Origin of the sequence: Burkholderia theae (assembly GCF_048565265.1) — a bacterium.
In the GTDB taxonomy this organism is placed as follows: Bacteria; Pseudomonadota; Gammaproteobacteria; order Burkholderiales; family Burkholderiaceae; genus Burkholderia; species Burkholderia theae.
Genome location: NZ_CP183462.1, coordinates 1,626,594 through 1,647,733 on the forward strand (window position 1 = coordinate 1,626,594; position 21,140 = coordinate 1,647,733).

At 68.2% G+C, this 21,140-nt stretch carries 18 protein-coding genes and 1 pseudogene; 11 read left to right on the plus strand and 8 right to left on the minus strand.

The annotated features are described in order from the left end of the window. Nucleotides 1–3: 3 nt before the first annotated feature. The 5 genes from ACN22W_RS24810 (at nucleotide 4) to ACN22W_RS24830 (ending at nucleotide 4,807) form a co-directional block, all read left to right on the plus strand. Nucleotides 4–846 (plus strand): ABC transporter permease, encoded by an 843-nt coding sequence (locus ACN22W_RS24810; protein WP_419689771.1) that lies wholly within the window; start codon nucleotides 4–6, stop codon nucleotides 844–846. 34 nt (nucleotides 847–880) lie between these two features. After that, on the plus strand, nucleotides 881–1,711 hold the full coding sequence (locus ACN22W_RS24815; RefSeq protein ID WP_419689772.1) for an ABC transporter permease: 831 nt from the start codon (nucleotides 881–883) through the stop codon (nucleotides 1,709–1,711). Between the two features lie 40 nt (nucleotides 1,712–1,751). After that, nucleotides 1,752–2,597, plus strand: coding sequence for an ABC transporter ATP-binding protein (locus ACN22W_RS24820; RefSeq protein WP_419689773.1), 846 nt, complete (start codon nucleotides 1,752–1,754; stop codon nucleotides 2,595–2,597). Between the two features lie 147 nt (nucleotides 2,598–2,744). After that, nucleotides 2,745–3,698: a TauD/TfdA dioxygenase family protein gene (locus ACN22W_RS24825; protein ID WP_419689774.1), complete on the plus strand. Its 954-nt coding sequence runs from the start codon at nucleotides 2,745–2,747 to the stop codon at nucleotides 3,696–3,698. 161 nt (nucleotides 3,699–3,859) lie between these two features. Next, entirely contained in the window at nucleotides 3,860–4,807 is a 948-nt protein-coding gene (locus tag ACN22W_RS24830) for a TauD/TfdA dioxygenase family protein (RefSeq protein WP_419689775.1), read from the plus strand. 42 nt (nucleotides 4,808–4,849) lie between these two features. On the opposite strand, the gene ACN22W_RS24835 is transcribed toward ACN22W_RS24830, so the two are convergent. Further along, the gene (locus ACN22W_RS24835; RefSeq protein ID WP_419689776.1) at nucleotides 4,850–6,511 is read right to left on the minus strand and encodes an ABC transporter substrate-binding protein; all 1,662 of its coding nucleotides are present in this window, start codon (nucleotides 6,509–6,511) and stop codon (nucleotides 4,850–4,852) included. Between the two features lie 326 nt (nucleotides 6,512–6,837). Here ACN22W_RS24835 and ACN22W_RS24840 point away from each other — a divergent pair, with 326 nt between their 5' ends. Both ACN22W_RS24840 and ACN22W_RS24845 read left to right on the plus strand, forming a co-directional pair. After that, nucleotides 6,838–7,245: a DUF427 domain-containing protein gene (locus ACN22W_RS24840; protein ID WP_343490305.1), complete on the plus strand. Its 408-nt coding sequence runs from the start codon at nucleotides 6,838–6,840 to the stop codon at nucleotides 7,243–7,245. A 138-nt stretch (nucleotides 7,246–7,383) separates the two neighbouring features. Beyond that, complete coding sequence (locus ACN22W_RS24845; protein ID WP_419689777.1) at nucleotides 7,384–8,376, plus strand: sulfonate ABC transporter substrate-binding protein; 993 nt, start codon at nucleotides 7,384–7,386, stop codon at nucleotides 8,374–8,376. Nucleotides 8,377–8,403: 27 nt separating this feature from the next. Here ACN22W_RS24845 and ACN22W_RS24850 read toward each other — a convergent pair whose 3' ends face one another. After that, nucleotides 8,404–8,979 carry a putative glycolipid-binding domain-containing protein gene (locus ACN22W_RS24850; RefSeq protein ID WP_419689778.1) on the minus strand — a complete coding sequence of 192 codons (576 nt, stop codon included), beginning with the start codon at nucleotides 8,977–8,979 and terminating at the stop codon, nucleotides 8,404–8,406. A 269-nt stretch (nucleotides 8,980–9,248) separates the two neighbouring features. On the opposite strand from ACN22W_RS24850, the gene ACN22W_RS24855 reads away from it, so the two are divergent. Then, entirely contained in the window at nucleotides 9,249–10,157 is a 909-nt protein-coding gene (locus ACN22W_RS24855) for a LysR family transcriptional regulator (RefSeq protein WP_419689779.1), read from the plus strand. Nucleotides 10,158–10,196: 39 nt separating this feature from the next. Here ACN22W_RS24855 and potE read toward each other — a convergent pair whose 3' ends face one another. Next, nucleotides 10,197–11,582, minus strand: a complete 1,386-nt coding sequence (gene potE, locus ACN22W_RS24860) for a putrescine-ornithine antiporter (protein WP_129516982.1) — start codon at nucleotides 11,580–11,582, stop codon at nucleotides 10,197–10,199. A 54-nt stretch (nucleotides 11,583–11,636) separates the two neighbouring features. After that, on the minus strand, nucleotides 11,637–13,937 hold the full coding sequence (locus ACN22W_RS24865; RefSeq protein ID WP_129516981.1) for an Orn/Lys/Arg decarboxylase N-terminal domain-containing protein: 2,301 nt from the start codon (nucleotides 13,935–13,937) through the stop codon (nucleotides 11,637–11,639). 509 nt (nucleotides 13,938–14,446) lie between these two features. On the opposite strand from ACN22W_RS24865, the gene ACN22W_RS24870 reads away from it, so the two are divergent. Then, a complete protein-coding gene (locus ACN22W_RS24870; RefSeq protein WP_419689780.1) occupies nucleotides 14,447–16,627 on the plus strand; it encodes an ornithine decarboxylase in 2,181 nt (726 codons plus the stop codon). Between the two features lie 30 nt (nucleotides 16,628–16,657). After that, nucleotides 16,658–17,179, plus strand: a complete 522-nt coding sequence (locus ACN22W_RS24875) for a hypothetical protein (RefSeq protein WP_419689781.1) — start codon at nucleotides 16,658–16,660, stop codon at nucleotides 17,177–17,179. Nucleotides 17,180–17,235: 56 nt separating this feature from the next. Here ACN22W_RS24875 and ACN22W_RS24880 read toward each other — a convergent pair whose 3' ends face one another. The 3 genes and pseudogenes from ACN22W_RS24880 to ACN22W_RS24890 all read right to left on the minus strand — a co-directional run bounded on the left by ACN22W_RS24880 (nucleotide 17,236) and on the right by ACN22W_RS24890 (nucleotide 19,255). Continuing rightward, nucleotides 17,236–18,393: an iron-containing alcohol dehydrogenase gene (locus tag ACN22W_RS24880; protein WP_419689782.1), complete on the minus strand. Its 1,158-nt coding sequence runs from the start codon at nucleotides 18,391–18,393 to the stop codon at nucleotides 17,236–17,238. Further along, nucleotides 18,390–18,524 (minus strand): annotated as a pseudogene (locus ACN22W_RS24885) (antibiotic biosynthesis monooxygenase); the annotation flags it as partial. The pseudogene ACN22W_RS24885 and the gene ACN22W_RS24880, both read right to left, overlap by 4 nt. Nucleotides 18,525–18,538: 14 nt before the next feature. Continuing rightward, the gene (locus ACN22W_RS24890) at nucleotides 18,539–19,255 is read right to left on the minus strand and encodes an SDR family oxidoreductase (RefSeq protein WP_419689783.1); all 717 of its coding nucleotides are present in this window, start codon (nucleotides 19,253–19,255) and stop codon (nucleotides 18,539–18,541) included. Between the two features lie 133 nt (nucleotides 19,256–19,388). Between ACN22W_RS24890 and ACN22W_RS24895 the strand changes: the two genes are divergently transcribed. Continuing rightward, a complete protein-coding gene (locus tag ACN22W_RS24895; RefSeq protein ID WP_419689825.1) occupies nucleotides 19,389–20,366 on the plus strand; it encodes a LysR family transcriptional regulator in 978 nt (325 codons plus the stop codon). Nucleotides 20,367–20,386: 20 nt separating this feature from the next. Here ACN22W_RS24895 and ACN22W_RS24900 read toward each other — a convergent pair whose 3' ends face one another. Then, a complete protein-coding gene (locus ACN22W_RS24900) occupies nucleotides 20,387–21,124 on the minus strand; it encodes an SDR family oxidoreductase (RefSeq protein ID WP_419689784.1) in 738 nt (245 codons plus the stop codon). Nucleotides 21,125–21,140 lie beyond the last annotated feature (16 nt).

Genomic DNA, 21,140 nt, shown 5'->3' on the forward strand with positions numbered 1-21,140 from the left:
TCGATGAGCGACACCGCGATCCCGATTCCGTCGTCCGAGCTGAATGCACTCGCCACGCAGCCGCGCCGCGTGGCGGGGCTGAAGCGGCTGTCGTGGCGGCTCGCGCCGTGGGTGCTGCCCGCGCTGTTGTTCGCGCTGTGGACGGTCGGCAGCGCGCGCGGCTGGATCGCGCCGCAGATCCTGCCGCCGCCCGAGCGCGTGTATGAAGCGCTCGCCGACCTCGCGACGAGCGGCGATCTCGCGCGTCACACGCTGATCAGCCTGCAGCGCGTGCTGGTCGGCTTCGCGGCCGGCACGCTGCTCGGGTTCGCGACCGGCGTCGCGCTCGGCCTGTCGCGCACGCTGGAGGCCTACGTGCTGCCGAGCTTCAACGCGCTCGTGCAGATTCCGGTGCTCGGCTGGTTGCCGTTCCTGCTGCTACTCGTCGGTGTCGGCGAACCGCTCAAGACCCTGCTGATCGCGCACGCGGCACTCGTCCCCGTCACGCTGAGCACGTTGCAAGGGTTTCGCCAGACACCGCCCGCGCTCGACGAAGTCGCGCGCGTATTCGGCTACACGCGCCGGCAACGCATCGTCCACGTCGTGCTGCCGGCCGCGATCCCGACGCTCGCGACCGGCGTGCGGCTCGCGTTCACGAAGTCGTGGCTCGCGCTCGTCGTCGTCGAGCTCGTCGCGTCGTCCGAAGGGCTCGGTTACCTGATCGTGTACGGGCGGCAACTGTTCCAGCTCGATCTCGTGATGGCGGCGGTGATCGTGGTCGGTGCGGTCGGCCTGCTGATCAACCGGCTGTTCGATGCGCTCGAAGCGCGCCTGCGCCGCGGCGTGCCGTCCGCGTTCCGCGGCTGAACCGGCCTGCCGGCCCAACCGAAGGAGACCACCCGTGCCGCATTCCGCCACGCCGACGCTCACGCCGGACGATCCACCGCCGGCCGCCGCATCTGCCCGCCGTCTGCACGCGCCCGACTGGCGCGGCTTCGTGCTGCCGCTCGCCGCGTTCGCGCTGTGGTGGGCGATCGCTTCCGCGCATCTCGTGAAAAGCGGGCTGCTCGTCGGCCCGGCCGACGTGCTGCGCACCGCGTGGGTGCAGGCCGCGAGCGGCGCGCTCGGCCGCGCGCTGTCCGCGTCGCTCGCACGCGAAGCCTGCGGTTTCGCGATCGGTGCGGCGGGCGGATTGCTGCTCGGCGCGGCGCTCGGGCTGTCGCGCGTCGCCGCGCGGATGGTCGGCCCGAGCTTCGACACGTTCAAGCAGATCTCGCTGTTCGCGTGGATTCCGCTGATTTCCGTGTGGTTCGGCCTCGGCGACGTCGCCAAGGTCGTGTTCCTGTCGCTCGCCGCGCTGCTGCCCGTCGCCGCGCACACCTGCGACGGCATTCACGCGGTGCCGCGCACGTATGTCGACGTCGCCCGCTCGCTGCGCTACTCGCGGCTGCAACTCATCCGCTACGTGATCCTGCCGGCCGCGCTGCCGTCGATCTTCACCGGGCTGTATCTCGGCCTGATCTATTCGTGGCTCGCGACGCTCGGCGCCGAATACCTGCTGGTCGCCGGCAGCGGGATCGGCAACACGCTGATCGACGGAAGCGAACAGTTCCGGATGGATCTCGTGCTGTTCGGGATCATCGTCGTCGGCGTGACCGGCTGGGCACTGAACGCGATCGCGCGTGCGATCGAGCGCAAGGTGCTGGCCGGGCGCGGCGACCTGCCGCGGTGATCGCCCTTTCCTTCCCTGCCGCAACCTTCTTCGCCCCGCCATGACGACCCTCGCCTCCGATTCGATCGACATCCTCCACGTGAGCAAGCGCTACGCACAACGCGGCGCGTCGCTCGCCGTGCTCGACGACGTGTCGCTGCACGTGCGTGCCGGCGAATTCGTCACGATCGTCGGCGCGAGCGGCTGCGGCAAGTCGACGCTGCTGCGGCTGATCGCCGGGCTCGATGCCGACTACGCGGGCGAGATCCGCGCCGGCGACGAACGCGTGCGCGACACGTCGCTGCAACGCGGCATCGTGTTCCAGGATCACCGGCTGTTCCCCTGGCTGACCGTCGAACAGAACATCGGCGCCGCGCTGCGCAACGCGCCGCTCGACGCGGCCGCGAAGCGGCGCGCGGTCGCGGATCACATCGCGCTCGTCGGGCTGAACGGCTTCGAGCACGCGTATCCGAACCAGTTGTCGGGCGGGATGGCGCAGCGCGTCGCGATCGCGCGCGGCCTCGTGAACCGCCCGCGCGTGCTGCTGCTCGACGAGCCGTTCGGCGCGCTCGACGCGCAGACCCGCGCGCGGATGCAGAACGAACTGCTGCGCATCTGGGAACAGGAGCGCATCACGATGATGCTCGTCACGCACGATGTCGACGAAGCCGTCTATCTCGGCGACCGTGTCGTGACGATGGCGCCGCGCCCGGGCCGCATCGAGCGCATCGTCGACATCGCGCTGCCGCGGCCGCGCCGGCGCGATTCGCCGGAATTCGCGCGGCTGCGCGACACGGTGCTCGCCGATTTCGACGCCCACGAACCACCGGGCGACGATGGCGCGGGCGGCAAGCGCATCGACACGACGCCTCGTCACCGGATCGGCGAATGGCGGCTTGCGTGGTAGGTGCGTGACGCGGCGGATTGCTCAGCACGACGACACATATCGATCGTCGAAATCCGCACGCTAAGGTTGTGACGATTCATCGGTTCCGGTTCCGCGCAGTCCCTGCTTGAATGGAGATTCGATCGACCCGACTCCAGGAGACTCCCGATGTCCGAAGTCCAGCACGCCGCTCACCCGTCTTCCCATGCTTCGCACGCCGCGCCGCGCACGGCCGCCGCCCCGCTCCAGTTGCGTCAGGTCGCCGGCCGGATCGGCGCGGAGATCGCCGGCGTCCGGCTGTCGGCCACGCTCGACGACGCGACGTTCGACGCGGTCCAGGCCGCACTGCTGCGCCACAAGGTGCTGTTCTTCCGTGGCCAGCACCATCTCGACGACACTGCGCAGGAAGCGTTCGCACGGCGCTTCGGCGATATCGTCGCGCACCCGACCGTGCCGCCCGTCGACGGCAGCGCGCACCTGCTCGAACTCGATTCCACGCACGGCGCGCGCGCCAATTCATGGCATACCGACGTGACCTTCGTCGATGCATACCCGAAGATCTCGATCCTGCGCGCGGTCGTGATTCCGCCGTTCGGCGGCGATACCGTGTGGGCCAACACGGCCGCCGCGTACACGCATCTCCCCGACCCGCTGCGCGCACTGGCCGACACGCTGTGGGCGCTGCACACGAACGCATACGATTACGCGTCGACGCACGTGCATGCCGACGATGCGCAACTGAAGCGTTACCGCGAGGTGTTCACGTCGACCGTCTACGAAACCGAGCATCCGGTCGTGCGCGTGCATCCGGAAACCGGCGAACGCACGCTTGTACTCGGGCACTTCGTGCAGCGGCTCAAGGGGCTATCGGCGCAGGATTCCGCGCACTTGCTGCAGGTGTTCCACGAGCACGTGACGCGTCTCGAGAACACCGTGCGCTGGAACTGGCAGGAAGGCGACGTCGCGATCTGGGACAACCGCGCGACGCAACACTACGCGATCAACGACTACGGCGATGCGCGCCGCGTCGTGCGCCGCGCGACCGTTCACGGCGACGTGCCGGTCGGCATCGACGGCCGCCAGAGCGTCGTGCTGAAGGGGCCGGGCGCAACACTGCAGTAACGCCCGAGCCTTGCGGCGGCACGATTCCCTGCGCGCTGCCGCGCGTTCCGCGCGATTCGCCACCCCGGACACCCGATCATGAACCTCTCGCCACCGGGCCGACGCGTGCACCCGCAACGATGTCGGCCATCCGCCCCGTTCACTTCCGCCAGGAGTGTCGCATGAGCGCCCTACTCGAACCCGCCGCCCAGCCGGTCGACGTGATCCCGCTGTCCGCCCATATCGGCGCGGAAATCCGCGGTGTCGACCTCACGCAACCGTTGACCACGCCGCAGATCGCGGCAATCCGCGCCGCGCTGCTGAAATGGCGCGTCGTCTTCTTCCGCGAGCAATTCCTCACGCACGAGCAGCACGTCGCGTTCTCCGCGCAGTTCGGCGAGCCGACGGTCGGCCACCCGGTGTTCGGGCACGTCGACGGTCATCCGGCCGTCTATTCGATCGCGAAACATCGCAAGGCGACGCGCTTCGAAGGCGAACCGGTGCGCCGGCCGTGGACGGGCTGGCACACCGACGTGACGGCCGCCGTGAATCCGCCGTGGGCATCGATCCTGCGCGGCGTGACGATCCCGCCGTACGGCGGCGACACGCACTGGACCAACCTCGTGCGCGCGTATGAAACGCTGTCCGCGCCGCTGCGCGGTTTCGTCGACGGCCTGCGCGGCCTGCACCGCTTCACGCCGCCGGCCGGTGCGCGCGCAACCGGCGCGTTCGACGAAGCGGTCGAGCGCCGCCCGCTCGTGACCGAACATCCGCTCGTACGCGTGCATCCGGAGACCGGCGAGCGAGCGCTGTACGTGAGCCCGAGCTTCCTGAAATCGATCGTCGGGCTCACGCCGCGCGAAAGCCAGGCGCTGCTCGAACTGCTGTGGGAACACGTGACGCGGCCGGAATTCACGATCCGCTTCAAGTGGGAACCGCGCAGCATCGCGTTCTGGGACAACCGCGCGACCGCGCATCTCGCGCCGGTCGACATCTTCGATCTCGACTTCGACCGCCAGCTCTATCGCACGACCCTCACCGGCGATGTGCCGGTCGGCCCCGACGGGCAGCCATCGGTCGCGCTCGAAGGCTCGCCGGTCGAAACGGCGACGGCCGTCGCGCTCAACTGAGCACGACCGGCACCGGCGCGCACGAGCGCGCCGGTCCTTCCGTCAATCGAGCCACACGCCGTCGAACCGGTGCCCGCCGAGCGGCGAGAACGTCAGCCCGTGTACGCGCCGAGACACCGGCAACGACACGATCGACGTCGCGATCGGCGTGAACGGCACCTGGTCCTTGAACACCACCTGCGCCTGTTCGTACAGCGCCGTGCGCTTCGCGACATCGCCGTTCGCGCGTGCCGCACTCACCAGCTTTTCGAAATCCTGGTTGCACCACTTCGCGAGGTTGCTGCCGTGCACCGCGTCGCAGCCGAGCAGCGTGCCGAGCCAGTTGTCGGGGTCGCCGTTGTCGCCCGACCAGCCGTACAGGATCGCGTCGTGTTGCCCGTCGTGCTTCGCGCGGCGGTTGTATTCGCCCCATTCGTAGCTGACGATCTTCGCGTGCACGCCGATCTTCGCCCAGTCCTGCTGGATCAGTTGCGCCATCAGCTGCGCATTCGGGTTGTACGGGCGCTGGACCGGCATCGCCCACAGCGTCAGGTCGAAACCGTTCGGAAAACCGGCCTGCGCGAGCAGCGCCTTCGCGGCGGCCGGATCGCGCGGCGCATCCTTCAGGCGCGGGTTGTACGACCATTGCGTGGGCGGCATCGGGTTCGTCGCGATCTTCGCGTCGCCGTTGAAGACGGTCTTCACGATCGCCGTCTTGTCGATCGCGATGTCGAGCGCGCGCCGCACGTCGACGCGATCGAGCGGCGCATGCTGCGTGTTGTACGCGACGAAACCGACGTTGAAGCCCATCCCCGAAAACAGCGTCAGCTTCGGGTCGCGCCGCACCGTGTCGAGATCGGCCGGCCGTGGAAACACCGACACCTGGCACTCGCCCGCCACCAGTTTCTGCAGGCGCGCGGCCGGATCGGGCGTGATCGCGAACACGAGGCGTGCGAGCTTCACGTCGTCCGGCTTCCAGTAGTCGGGATTCGCGTCGTAGCGGATCAGCGCGTCCTTCTGGTACGTGCGCAGCAAGAACGGCCCCGTGCCGACCGGGAACTGGTTGATGTCGGCCTCGCGATGGCGCGCCGCGAGCTGCGACGCATATTCGGCCGACAGGACCGATGCGAACGCCATCGCGAGATTGCGCACGAACACGACGTCGGGCGACTTCAGCACGAAGCGCACCGTGTAGTCGTCGATCTTCTCGATACGCTCGACGTTGCGGTCGAAACCGAGATCGCTGAAGTACGGGAAGCTGACCGGGTAGGCCTTGCGGAACGGATCATCGGGATCGAGCATCCGGCGGAACGTGAACACGACGTCGTCGGCCTGGAACGGCCGCGTCGGCTTGAACCACGCGGTCGTCTGGAACTTCACGCCGCGCCGCAAATGGAACGTGATCGTGCGCTGGTCGGGCGATACGTCCCAGCTCGTCGCGAGCGACGGTTCGAGATCGAGCGTGCCGCGCTTGAATTGCACGAGCCCGTTGTAGATCGTGTACGTGCTCGCGTCGAAATCCGTGCTCGTCGTGTGCTGGCCCGGATCGAAGCCGGCCGGGCTGCCTTCGGTGCAGTACACGAGCGTCTTGCCGGTCGGCGCGGCGAGCGCCTGCGTGGCCGCGCCGGCGAGCAACAGCGACGCGGCGATGCAGCGCAGCGCGGCAACGGCATGAGGTGCGCCACGCGCACGACGCGCGGCTGACGAAACGAAAGCGTTCTTCATGGTGGCGGAGAGAAAGGACGATGGCTGTCATGCGAATGACGACGGCCGATCTTCGCGCGCCGCCCGTCGATCGCTTACCAATAAATTCGGCGTTGCTTATCGCCGTGGATGCATCCCGCTGCCCGTGCATGAAAATGTCCACGCGAGCGCCGGGGGATTGCCCGGCAGCCTTGTCGCGCCGCGCTGTCGCGCGCGGCCGGTCGCCGTCAATCCGGCCCCCTGCAGACTCTCCGGAATTGGCGCATCGTATCGGCTGGCAAACGCCGGCACGGGCGCGCCGGGATCCGCCCGGCGCCGTCGCGCCGCCGATTCCTGGAGGACACACGATGTCGATCAGTCCCGATACGCCCGCTCGTCCCGTCAAATCGCCGGGCCCCGATCATCCGATCACGATCGAACCGCATCCGTCGCGCGTGGTGGTCAAGGTAGCCGGCAAAGTTGTCGTCGATACGCGCCGCGCGCTGGCATTGCGCGAATCCAGCTACCCGGCCGTGCTCTACCTCCCGCGTGAAGACGCCGACATGTCGCTGCTGCAGCGCACGGACCATTCGACCTACTGCCCGTACAAGGGCGACTGCGCGTATTACTCGATCCCGGCTGGCGGTGAACGCGCGACCAACGCCGTGTGGACGTACGAGCATCCGTATCCGGCCGTCGAAGCGATTCGCGGGCACCTCGCGTTCTATCCGGACCGCGTCGACTCGATCGAGGAAAGCGCCACCGGCACCGATTGAGCGCCGCTGATTTGCATATGCGCATTCATTGGTTGGCCGCCGGCGCGCGCGGCCGTATCGTCCTGAATCCGGCGCGGGCCGGCCCGCGCCGGCCGCGCCTTCGCGCGCGGCCCGTGAACCCGCACGCAGGACGCTCCGATGAACGACACACCGCACGCAGACGTTGAAACGACACCGGCAAACCCGCGCCGCCGCCAGTGGCTGCACGGCGCGGCCGCCGGGCTGGCCGGGCTCGCGCTCGGGCCGCTCGCGGCCCGGCCCGCGCTGGCCGACGGCAACGGCACGCGGCTGCGCGTCGGCTTCCAGAAATACGGCAACTTCGTCGTGCTCAAGGCGCGCGGCACGCTCGAGAAGCGTCTCGCGAGCCAGGGCGTCGCGGTGCAATGGCTCGAATTCCCGGCCGGTCCGCAACTGCTCGAAGGGCTGAACGCCGGCGCGATCGACGTCGGCACGGTCGGCGAAACGCCGCCGATCTTCGCGCAAGCCGGCGGCGTCGATTTCGTCTATATCGGCAACGAGCCGCCCGCGCCGCAGGGCGAGGCGATCGTCGTGCTGCCCGATTCGCCGATCCGCAACGTCGCGCAACTGCGCGGCAAGAAGGTCGCGTTCAACAAGGGTTCGAACGTTCACTACCTGCTCGTGAAGGCGCTCGAACGTGCGGGCCTCACGTATGCCGACATCCAGCCGATCTACCTGACGCCCGCCGACGCACGCGCCGCGTTCGTGCAACGCAACGTCGATGCGTGGGTGATCTGGGATCCGTATCTGGCGGCCGCCGAGCGGCAACTCGGCGCGCGCGTGATCGCGAACGGCGACGGGCTCGTGCGCAACACGCAGTACTACCTCGCCGCGCGCAAGTACGCGGCCGCGCAGCCGCAGGTGCTGCGCGCGCTGCTCGACGAAGTCGACGCGACCGATCGCTGGGCACGCGATCACGTTTCCGAGGTTGCCACGCAACTGTCGCCGCTCGTCGGCCTCGACGCGCCGACGCTCGAAATCGCACTCAAGCGCGCCGGCTACGGCGTACAACCCATTACCGATGCGACGGTCGCGTATCAGCAGAACATCGCCGACGCGTTCAGCGCGCTGAAGCTGATTCCGGGCAAGCTGACGGTTGCCAGCGCGCGCTGACGCGCCGCCGAATTGCGATGTGACGCGTTACGCCGCGCCGATGCGCCGCCATTCGTCGTAGTCGGTGACGAGGCCCGCGTCGTCGATCGCGATATCGGCCGCATACGTGCCGCTTTCGTAGCGATACACATGAGGCGCCGTGCGTGTATAACGCTGCTCGCCGCGCACGAGGTCGAAATCCGGGAAGCGCAGCCACGCGGTGCGGATCGCCGCCGAGTCGCCGACGGCCAGCGCGAGCCGCCGGATCGGCAGCGTATTGGTCGACGGACTGAAACCGAGATCGATATCGGTCGCGCCCGCGAGCGCCGGCGTGTCGACACCGTCGATCGTCCAGCGCCCTCCTTCGCATGCGATGTCCAGTTGCTGCGGCGGCAGCGTGCCGACCCAGCGGATTACGCGCGCCGAGCGCGTGAGCCAGTCCGTGCCGCATGCGATTGCGTAGTCGATGCGAAACGGCGTGCCGTCGATCGCACCCGACACCGAACCCGACAGGTCGATTCCCGTACGCGACTCCACGAGCCGGCACCATTCGGCCGACTGCCACGTTTGCACGACCTGCCATGCGACGCATCGCGTGCGCCCGGCTTCGTCCTGTTGCGTCATGTCGCTGTCTCCTGTCGGTCGCGCGGAAGCCGATTTTCGCGCACGACGCCGCTGAACGCACGCGGCTTCGGCACACTGCATGCCCGCCGGCACCGGCCGGCTTCGAACCGATAGTCAGTATCGGCCCAACCCGCACCGTCAGGCCGACGATGCTTTGGTACCATCCGTCGAGCGGAACACGCTCCGGCACGCATCGTCGTTCGTCGACGACCGTCGTCATCGGCCGGGAACCGGACCAGCAGACACAAGCAGACAACAGGCGCGACTACATGGATTTGTTGGCGACGATGCGCATCTACGTCAGGGTCGTGGAGCGCGGCACGATGTCCGGCGCGGCGCGGGATCTCGACATGGGCCAGCCGGCCGTCAGCGAGCGCATCGAACGACTCGAAAAACATCTCGGCACGCGGCTGCTGCTGCGCAGTGCGCGCACGCTGACCTGCACGGAAGAAGGCCGCATCTTCTACGAGCGCAGCAAGGCGCTGCTCGACGCGGCCGAGATGGCAGTCGCGTCGGTATCGAAGACGGAACACGCGCTCGACGGCACGATCCGGCTCGCGGCGCCGCAATGCTTCGGCGAGGTCGTGCTGCCGCGCGTGCTGATGCAGGTCCGCACCGCGTATCCGGAATTGCACATCGACCTGGTGCTGAACGACGACATCGTCGATCCGGTCACCGAAGGCGTCGACATTTCGATCCGGGTCGGCCAGCTCAACGACGGCGGGTTCGTCGCGCACGCGCTCGGCGAGGTCGCCCGCGTACTCGTCGCCGCGCCGTCGTATCTCGACCGGCACGGCCCGCTCGACACGCCGGCCGATCTCACGGCCCATCCGTTCATTCGCGTGAAGGGGGTCTTCGCCAACGAGCAGTTGCCGCTGCAACGAGACGGCGGCGCGGTCCAGCACGCGCGAATCCGCACGGTCATGACCACGAGCCACTGGCGACCGATGTTCGACACGATCGTGGCCGCCGGCGGCATCGGCGTGGTGCAGCACCCGGCCTGCGCCGACGCGCTCGCGCGCGGCGAACTCGTCCGGCTCCTGCCGCAGTACGCGATCCCCGATTTCGCGCTCAATGCGCTCGTGCATGCGCAGCGGCCGCTGCCGCCGCGCGTGCGGGCCGTCGTCGATCTGCTGAAGCAGGCCATCCCGCCGCTGCTGACGCAGCGCCACCGCTAACGACGACAGCCACCGGCCGTCACCGATGGCCGCCCGCCGTCACGCCTGCAGCGACTTCCCCGGCTCCTTCACGTGCGCGTCGACTTCCATCTGGTAGAAACGCGCGCTGACGAAACCGAACAGCGTCCAGCCCAGGAACACGCACAGGCCGCCGAGCATCAGCGCCTGCTCGCCCGAACTGAACAGCGCATAGAAGCTGTACGCGGTGGCCACCATCGCGATCGCGTTCGTCAGCAGCGCCTTGGCTGGCGGCACCTTCGCGACCTTCTGGATCGTGATCAGCGCGGCCATCGACATCACGTAGGGCACGAGGTTCGTCACGACCGCGAGATCGACGATCTTCTGGAATTGGCTGCTCAATTCCGGGCTGATCGTCATCAGCGCCAGCGCGACCTGCGCGACGAGCAGGATCACCATGCCGACGATCGGCGTGCCCGTGCGCGTCGCGCGTGCGAACACCGGCAGGAAGTAACCGACGTCCGCCGAGCTCTTGAACACCTGCGCCACCGTGAACTGCCAGCCGAGCAGCGAGCCGATGCACGCGATCACCATCAGCGCGGTGACGATCGTGCCGACCGTCGGCGTGAACATCGTCGCGAACGCGATGCCGAACGGCGCGTTCGATGCCGCGAGAATCGCATTGGGCACGATCCCCGCGATCACGTTGGTCGACACGATGTAGAAGATCGCCGACGCGACCGTGCCGCCGAGCACGGCGATCGGCACGTTGCGCTCCGGATTCTCCACCGCGTCCGAGTTCGCGCACGCCGATTCGAGCCCGAGGAACGCCCACAGCGTCACCGCGATCGAGCCGCCGACGGCCGGCCCGAACGGCAGGTTGTGCGGATTCCACGCGGCGCCCCAGGTCGCGCCGCTGAACCAGAACCAGCCGATCAGCGACACGATGACGACCGGAATGATCACGCCCCACACCGTCACCGCGCCGATCCGGCCGGTGATGCGCGAGCCGCCGAAGTTCGCGACCGTCGTGAGCACGAGCAGGAAGATGGTCCAGAGGCCCGTCTGCAGCGGCGTCAGCGTCGCGTCGAACAGCACGGTGCCGTAGCCGACCGCCGTGACGCCGATCGCGACGTTGGCAATCACGAGCGACAGCCCGTACGTGTAGTTCGCCATGTAGTTGCCGGCCTTGCCGAACGCGTATTCCGCGTAGCCGCCCATCCCGCCCGGCTTGCGACTCAACATCCCGCAGCGCGCGAACGCGTAGGCCAGCGCGAGCGAACCGCCGGCCGTGACGATCCACGACAGCAGCGAGATCGTGCCGACCTGCGCGAGTTTCGACGGCAGCAGGATGATGCCGGAGCCCATCATGTTGACTGCCGTGAGGATGGTCAGCTGCCAGACATTCATCCGGTTCTTCGGCGCGGCCGCCGGGGCCGCGTCGGTCATGCGCGCTGCGTTTTCCATGATGTCGATCCTTCGATGTGAGGCCGCCGCGCGGCCGGTCGCTCGTTCGTCCGGTCAGGCACTCAGGCAGTACACGCGGTACGTGCCGTCCTCGACTTCCACGCCGTGCGTGTCGTGCGCGAAGCCCGGGAAGCGCCGGTCGTACGCTTCGAGCGCCTTCAGGTAGCCGAGCACCGGGCCGCCGGCCGGCCCCGCGTTCTCGCCCGGCATCAGCAGCGGAATGCCCGGCGGATACGGCACGACGCCGGTGGCGACCGTGCGCCCGGCCAGTTCGTCGAGCGTGACCTGCTCGACGCGGCCCTGCACGAGATGCTCGTACGCGCGCACCGGGCTCATCTCCGGCGTCGGCAGGATCGAGAACGCCTCCGACATCAGCCGCGTCGTGCCGAGCTGCTCCATCGCCGCGAACATCGTGTCGGCCAGGTCCTTCAGCCCCATGCCCGCATAACGCGAACCATGCTCCTTCGCGAGCGACGGAATCGCGAGGTCGAGCGGCAGGTTCGCGTCGTAGTCGCGCTTGAAGTCGCACAGCGCGCTGACGAGCGAGCCCCACTTGCCCTTCGTGATGCCGATCGAGAACAGGAACAGGATCGTGAAATCGGTCGTCTTCTCGACGACGATCCCGCGCGCATCGAGATACGCGGTCACGACGCTCGCCGGGATGCCGACCGGCATCAGGCCGCCGGCCGGCGCGACGCCCGGCGTGACGATCGACACCTTGATCGGATCGAGCATGCAGTAGCCGTCCTCGATATTGCCGAAGCCGTGCCATTGCGCGCCCGGGCGCAGCACCCAGCACGACGGGTCGCTCGCGAGCAGCTCGGGCGGTGCATCATGGAACGGCAGCGTGCGGCCCGTGCGCGCCTCGAGTACGGTGTCGGGCTGCCAGCATTCGAAGAACCAGTCGCCCTTCGCCGCGTACTCGGCACTCATCCGCGCGATCATCTGCCGGAACGCAACGGCCTCCTCGATCGACTCGTGCGTCAGCGTTTCGCCGCCGGGGCCGTCCATCATCGCGGCCGCGACGTCGTTCGACGCGATGATCGCGTAGTTCGGCGACGTCGACGCGTGCATCATGAACGTTTCGTTGAACTGGCCATGCGGAATCGGGTTGCGGCCGTCGCGCACGTGGATGTACGACGCCTGCGACAGCGCGGTCAGCAGCTTGTGCGTCGACTGCGTCGCGAACACCGTCGGCCGGTCCGCATGATGGTCGCGCGGGTCGCCGTGCATCGCATGGCGGTCGCGGTAGATCGGATTGAAACGCGCGTAGCCGTACCACGCTTCGTCGAAGTGCAGGCGGTCGACGCTCGCGCCGAGCAGCTCCTCGACACGCGCGACGTTGTAGCACAGGCCGTCGTAAGTCGAGTTCGTGACGATCGCGTGCTTCGGCTGGCGATCGGCGAGCCCGGCCGTGAGCGGGTTCGATGCGATCGCCTCGCGGATCGCCGCCTGCGTGAGGCGCTCGGACGCGATCGGCCCGATGATCCCGTAGCGGTTGCGGGTCGGCACGAGGTAGGTCGGGATCGCGCCCGACATCGTCATCGCATGCTCGGCCGACTTGTGGCAGTTGCGATCGCACAGCGCGATCTGGTCGCGGCTCACGCTCGCCATCAGGATGATGCGGTTCGACGTCGACGAGCCGTTCGTCACGTGATACGTGCGGTGCGCGCCGAACACGCGCGCCGCGTAGCGCTCGCTTTCGCCGATCGGGCCCGAGTGGTCGAGCAGCGAGCCGAGTTCGCCGACCGAGATCGACAGGTCGGAGCGGAACAGCGCTTCGCCGAAGTATTCGAAGAACGCGCGGCCCACCGGCGACTTCAAAAAGCCCGTGCCGCCCGTGTGGCCGGGCGTATGCCACGAGTATTCGTAGACGCGCGAGAACTTCGCGAGCGCGCCGAACATCGGCGGCAGCACGGTTGCGCGATAGCGTTCGATCGCCGCGTGGATGCGCCCGCCGATGAAGTCGGCCGTATCCTCGAGCAGCCACACGAAATCGTCGACCTTGCCCATCACCGTGGCCGGCACCGTCGATGCGACGCTGCGGTCGGCCAGCAGGAAGATCGGCACGTTGGCATTGCGCTGCCGGATCGCGTCGACCACGGCCTCGGACGGCCCGTGGCCGTCCACGCCGAGATCCCAGTCGAGCAGCACGCACTGGATCGACGGATCGGAACGGATCGATACGATCGCATCGTCGGCGGAGGTCGCCGTGAGCACGTCGATGTCGCGTTGCACGAGCTCCGCGCTCAGCGTGCGGACCGCGCGCCCCGTTGCCGTTTCCTGCGTGATCTCGTCGTCGACCAGCAGCGCACGCATGCCGAGACGACGGATGCCACCGACGGACGTATTCATGATGTTGCCCTCGTTGTTCCGTTGCTTCATTGGGGTTGTTCGTCTCGCGAGCACCCGGACGCAGGCCACGGGCGGCGACATGAGACGCTCGCAATTCCGGTTTGATTCGCCATCCAATTCGCTGCCGACTATGCCATAGACGACTTTCAATGAAAAGCCGACGATTCGGCGAAAACGTCGGTCGCTTTCAAATCGGATTTCATGATTTGATCATTTTCATGTGCACCGCAGCATTTAAATTCGAGATAACTTGATCATTCTCATCCTGCAATGACATTGTCATTTCCGCTCGATTGAACTCGCCGGGTTTTGTTGCTAGGATCGGCTGCGCCGTGCGCTGACCGGTGGCGGCCGCACCCCGCCGCGCAAGGCCAGCTGGCGCGGAGCGCATTCGGCATTCAGCATTCGCGGGAGCATTTGAATCGGCTGCGGCGCATGCCGGATTACGCATGGATTGCGTACCGGCGCGAATGCCGCGCCCGCTTCCGCACATTTTCGGGAGAATTCGCGTGAGCCTGTTGAAAATCGCAGTCGAGCCGGCGCTGATTGGCGCCTTCCTCACCACGCACGAACAGGTCGACGTATTTCAGACCGATTTCACGAATATCGCGGCAATCGTCGTCGGAATCGATGCGGCGCAGAAAGTCCAGAAAGCCGTTGAAAGAACCGGCTTCGCGATTCCGTTCTTCGTCGCGGTCGAGCCCGACCAGGAAGTGCCGCCGTCGATCCTGCCGGGCGCGAGCGGCGTGATCCAGCTCGGGCACGGCGGCCGTCACTACTACGGCCGGCAGATCTCCGCCGCCGCCGACATCTACAGCGAGAACCTGCTGCCGCCGTTCTTCAAGGTCATGCGCGACTACGTGCAGCGCGGCTACGTCGAATTCGACTGCCCCGGCCACCAGGGCGGCCAGTTCTTCTCGAATCACCCGCTCGGCCGGATGTTCTTCGACTTCTTCGGCGAGACGATCTTTCGCGCCGACCTCTGCAACGCGGACGTCCGGCTCGGCGACCTGCTGATCCACGAAGGCCCCGCGCTGGAAGCGCAGCGTAACGCCGCGCGGATCTACAACGCGGACAAGACCTACTTCGTGCTGAACGGCACGTCGACGTCGAACAAGGTCGTCACGAGCGCCTTGCTCGCGCCCGGCGATCTCGTGCTGTTCGACCGCAACAACCACAAGTCGGTACACCTCGGCGCGCTCGTGCTGTCCGGCGCGCGGCCGGTCTACCTCGAGACCGCACGCAACGCGTGGGGCCTCATCGGCGGCGTCGACAACGCGGCGCTCGACGAAGCGCGCATCCGCGACACGATCCGCGACGTCGCGCCCGAGCGCGCCGACCTGCCGCGCCCGTTCCGGCTCGCGGTGATCCAGCTCGGCACCTACGACGGCACGATCTACAACGCGCGCGAGATCGTCGACCGGATCGGGCATCTGTGCGACTACATCCTGTTCGATTCGGCGTGGGTCGGCTACGAGCAGTTCATCCCGATGATGCAGGACTGCTCGCCGCTGATGCTGACGCTCGGCCCCGACGATCCCGGCATCCTCGTCACGCAGTCGGTGCACAAGCAGCAGGCCGGTTTCTCGCAGACGTCGCAGATCCACAAGAAGGACAGCCACATCGAAGGCCAGAAACGTTACTGCGATCACCGGCGCTTCAACAACGCGTACATGATCCATGCGTCGACGAGCCCGTTCTACCCGATGTTCGCGGCACTCGACGTCAACGCGCAGATGCACGCGGGCCCGGCCGGCAAGCGCCTGTGGCGCGACTGCGTCGCGCACGGCGTCGATGCGCGCAAGCTGCTGCTGAAGACCTGCCGGCAGATCCGTCCGTTCATTCCGCAGCATGTCGACGGCCGCCCGTGGGCCGACTACCCGACCGAGCAGATCGTCGACGACCTGCGCTTCTTCCGCTTCCATCCGGCCGACAGCTGGCACGGTTTCGAAGGTTATGCGGACAACCAGTATTTCGTCGATCCGTGCAAGCTGCTGCTGACGACACCGGGCATCGATCGCGACACGCACGAGTACGCGCCGTTCGGCGCGCCGGCGCCGATCCTCGCCCGCTACCTGCGCGAGCACGGCGTCGTGCCCGAGAAGGCCGACCTGTACACGATCCTGTTCCTGCTCACGCCGTCGGAGAGCTTCGGCAAGCTGCAGCATCTGGTCGCGCACCTCGCGCAGTTCGAACGCCATCTCGACCAGGACACGCCGCTGCGCGAAGCGATTCCGTCGCTGTGCGAAGCGTATCCGGAGCTGTACGGCACCATGCGCCTGCGGCAGTTGTGCCAGCGGATGCACGATTTCTACCGCAGCCACGACATGAAACACCTGCAGAAGCAGATGTTCCGGCGCGCGCAGTTCCCGAAGCAGGCGATGCTGCCGCAAGCCGCGAATACCGAGCTGATCCGCAACAACGTCGAGCTCGTCACGCTCGATCGCATCGAAGGCCGGATCGCGACCGAAGGTGCGCTGCCCTATCCGCCCGGCATCTTCTGCGTGGTGCCCGGCGAAGCGTGGGGCGGCCCCGCGCTCGACTACTTCCGCGCGCTCGAAGCCGGGATCAACGCGCTGCCGGGCTTCGAACCGGAGATCCAGGGCGTGTACCTGCAGACGAAGCCGGACGGTACGAAGCAGGCATCGGCGTACGTGGTGGCCGCCGGCGCCGACGCATCGCGCGCCTGATCGCGCACGACGTGTATCATCGCCGCCATCATGCCCATTCGCGCCCTTCGTCCGCTCCTGATTGCCCCGGCACTCGCCGTCTCCGTTGCCGCGCATGCGCAGCAGGTCGGCGTGATTGCCGACGGCGTCTACTACACGCCGAACACGCACCTCGCGGCGGGCACGTCGCTGCAGGTGCTGCCGGATGACGACAAGGGCATCCCGCGCTGCTGCGCGACGATCACCGGGCCTGCCGGCAAGCCCGCCAACCAGATTCTCGACGCGCTGCACGACGACCGCACGATCGCCGCGTATGCACTGTCGCTGCCGAAGTCGGTGGCGGCGGACACGCGCGGTTTCGGCGTGGTCGGCACCGCGCGCTTCGTGCGCCAGGGCGCCCGCCCGGAAGCCGTGCTCGACGGCGGGCTGCAGCTCGCGCTCTCGACCTGCACGTCGGTGGAAGGCACGCATTACCTCGGGCGCAAGGTCGGCGCCAACAAGTTGCTCGTGCACCTGTATCAGTACTTCGACGGCGAGCTCGAGCCGACCTGCAAGGATCGCGACCTGAAATAACGGCACCCGGCCGGCGGCATCGCGCCGCGGCCCGTCGACCGCTCACGCCGGCCGCATCACCACGCGTGCCGATAGATCGCCAGTGCGTCGGCCTCCGTCACCTCGCGCGGATTGTTCACGAGCAGGCGCGTCTGCAGCATCGCGTCCGACGCCATCCTCGGCAGGTCGCCCTCCCCGATCCCGACCTCGCGCAGCGTGCGCGGGATGCCCGTCGCGACGATCAGCCGGTCGATCTCGTCGATCAGCGCATGCGTCCTCGCTTCGTCGCTGCCCGTCGCCTGTGGCGCGACGATCGCCGCGAGTTCCGCATACAGCGGCGCGGCGGCCGGCGCGTTGAAGCGCAGCACGTGCGGCAGCACGAGCGCATTCGACAGCCCGTGCGGCACGTGGAAGATCCCGCCGACCGGATAGGCCAGCGCATGCACGGCCGCGACCGGCGCGTTCGCGAACGCCTGCCCCGCGAACATCGCGCCGACCAGCATCGCCTCGCGCGCGGGCCGGTTGCTGCCGTCGTCGCACGCCGCGAGCAGGTTGCGCGACAGCAGCGTCAGCGCGTGCACGGCCAGCATGTCGGATACCGGATTCTTCAGCCGCGCGGATGTATAGGCCTCGATCGCATGCACCATCGCGTCGATGCCCGTCGCGGCCGTCGCCGCGCGCGGCAGGCCGAGCGTCAGCTCGGCGTCGAGGATCGCGACATCCGCAAACAGGTGCGGCGACACGACGCCCATCTTGCGCGCCTCGCCGACCGTGACGATCGACACGGCCGTGACCTCCGAGCCCGTGCCGGCCGTCGTCGGCATCTGCACGAGCGGCAGCCGCGCGCTCGCGACCTTGTCGACGCCGTACATGTCGGCCAGCGCCTGCTGCCCCGGCGCGAGCACCGCGATCAGCTTCGCGACGTCCATCGACGAACCGCCGCCCAGGCCGAGCACGAGCTCGGCGTCGGCCGCGACGGCCCGTTCGGTCGCTTCGAGCACCACGTGCTCGGGCGGATCGGCGATCACGTCGTCGATCACGGTCACCTGCCAGCCGTGCGCGGCGAGGCTCTCCAGCGCGGGCGCGAGCACGCCGCTGCGATGCAGGAACGCATCGGTGATGACGCACAGCCGCGCGAGCGCCGGAAAGCGTTCGCGCAACAACGCGCCGAGCCGGCGCGCGGCGCCGAATTCGACGATCTGCGTCGGAACGGTACGGAATTGAAACGGATTCATCGGGTGCCTCCCGGTGGCGTCGCCGTGCCGGTGTCCGGCTGCACCATGTAGCGCGACACGTCGCGGCGATCGAGCAACGGCATGATCGCCCGGATCGCGATTCACTGGAAGTGCGGCGTTTCCCGATGCATGCCAGATGCACCGCTTACCACGGCACCGTCCGCCCCAGATAGTCGAGATACTCGAGCCCGGGGCGCTCCCGCTTCGCGATCAGCACGTCGACGAGGCTCGGCACGCTCTCGTCGATGGTCAGCCGCGCATCGGGCCCGCCCAGCTCCGTGCGGACCCAGCCGGGCGCCATCAGCGCCAGCGCGCGCGGCGTGCCGGCCTGGCGCGCCGCGAAGCTGCGCATGAACTGGTTCAGCGCGGCCTTGCTGCCGCGATAGACCTCGCGCATCCCGCTGACGTTGTTCGCGACGCTGCCCTGCCCCGACGACATCGCGCCGATCAGGCCGTCCGCGGTCACGAGATCCTGCAGCGCCTCGATCACGCGCATCGGCGCAAGCGCATTCGTGATCATCACGCGCACGAATTCGTCGGTCGTCACTTCGCCGATCGTTTCGTTGGGATCGTTGGTCGTCCCCGCGTTCACGAACAGCAGGTCGAAGCGCCGGCCCGACAGGCGCTCGCGCAGCGCGGCCAGTTGCACCGGCTCGCAGATGTCGAGCGTCTCGATCTCGAGCCGGCCGTCGAACCGGTCCGCCAGATCGTGCAGCTTCGTGCGGCCCGATCCTTCGCGCACGGTCCCCGTGACGTTCCAGCCCTTGCGGAGAAATGCCTCCGCCATCGCGAGCCCGAGGCCGCGCGAGGCCGCAACGAGCAGGATCGCGGGGGCGTTCCGGTTTGATTCAGTCGATTGCATGGTTTCCGCCTTTGCCGGGTTGCATGATGCGCCCACTATAGGCGCGCACCGAACCATGCGCCAGACGCACCGGATGCAATCGATAGTTGCATCAGACGCCATGCCAGATCGAGCAATGGCGTATCCTGTCCGCATGGAAGACATCGACCTGAACCTCGTCACCGCGCTCGACGTGCTGCTGTCCGAAGGCAGCGTGACCGGCGCCGCGCGCCGGCTTGGCCTGAGCACGTCCGCGATGAGCCGCACGCTGACGCGGCTGCGGCTTTCCACCGGCGATCAACTGCTCGTGCGCGCCGGGCGCAAGCTCGTGCCGACGCCGCACGCGGCGGCATTGCGCGACCGCGTACATGCGATCGCAAGCGACGCGCGCGCCGTGCTGCGGCCGGCGACGGCCGACGTGGACCTGGCGACGCTCGCCGCCACGTTCACCATTCGCGCGGCGGCGTCGTTCATGGAAATGCTGTCCGGCCCGGTGGTCGCCGCGATCGGCGAAGTCGCACCGCACGTGCGCATCCGCTTCGTGCCCAAGCCCGACCGCGATCCGCAAGCGCTGCGCGACGGCACCGTCGATCTGGAAATCGGCAAGCGCGGCGACGACGCGCCCGAGCTGCACACGCGCATGCTCGGTCACGACTGGCACGTCGCGGTGGCGCGCGCCGGACATCCGCTGTTCGCGTCGGCCAGGATCACGCCCGCGCGCTTTGCGGCCTGCCGTCAAGTGATCGCAGCGCAGCTCGGTGATTTCAGCGGACCGGCCGATGAGCCGGCGAACCGGTCCGGCTCGGACCAGACCGTGCGCGTGGTCGTCCCCAGCTACCCCGATGCGATGCGCGTCGCGGCCAGCACCGACCTGATCGCGCTCGTGCCGCGCTCGTGCCTCGGCAACGCGTTCTCGCCGGGGCTCGTCGAAACGCTCGGGCTGCGCAGCTTCGAGATCCCGGTCCGCCTGCCCGCGATCCTCGTCTCCGCGCTGTGGCACCCGCGCATGCACGGCGACCCCGTGCATCGCCGCCTGCGCGACACGGTCATTGCCGTGTGCCAGCGCATGTATCCCGATGCCCGCGCACCGCGTACACCGGCGCGCGGCACGAAAACACGCGCGGCCGGCTGACGCCACGCAACGCGCCCGGTTCAGACCAGCCGGCCGCCGCCGTCGATGTGCAGGATTTCGGCGTTCATGAAGCCGTTGCCCAGCAGGAACGCGATCGCGTCCCCGACTTCGTCGGCGCGCCCGACGCGGCCGCCCGGCAGCGCCGCGGCCGCTCCCGCCAGGATCGCATCGCGCGCTTCCGGGCCGAACGCGTCGTACAGCGGCGTCTCGACGAAGCCGGGCGCAACGACATTGACGCGAATCGGCTTCAGTTCCAGCGCGAGCGACTGCGCCAGCGCTTCGACACCGCGCACGGCCGCCGCGATGACGGACGTGCCTTGCGCGGCCGGGCGATCCGCCAGCTGCCCGCCAGTCAGCACGATCGAGCCGGTCGCAGGCATCAGCGGCAACGCGGCCCGGATCGCGTAGACCGGCCCGGCGATACGCTCCTGTATCGCACCGAGCAGGTGATCGGGATCGGTCTCACTGAGCTTGCCGGCGATGAAGCGGCCGGCCGTGACGACCAGGTGATCGACGCGCGTCATCGTGTCGAATACGGCCTGCACCGCGTGCCTGTCCGCGATGTCGCCCACCGCGATGCGTGCGCCGCCGATCGCTTGCGCGGCCGCCTCGAGCTTCGCGCGGGTCCGGCCGACCAGCGTGACGGTGGCGCCCCTCGCCTTCGCGGCGGCCGCGGCGGCAAGACCGATTCCGGAACTCCCACCGAATATCACGACGTGCGCACCGTCCAGTGTCGAAGATTGCGTTGCCTCGTTCATGTCGACTCCTCATCAA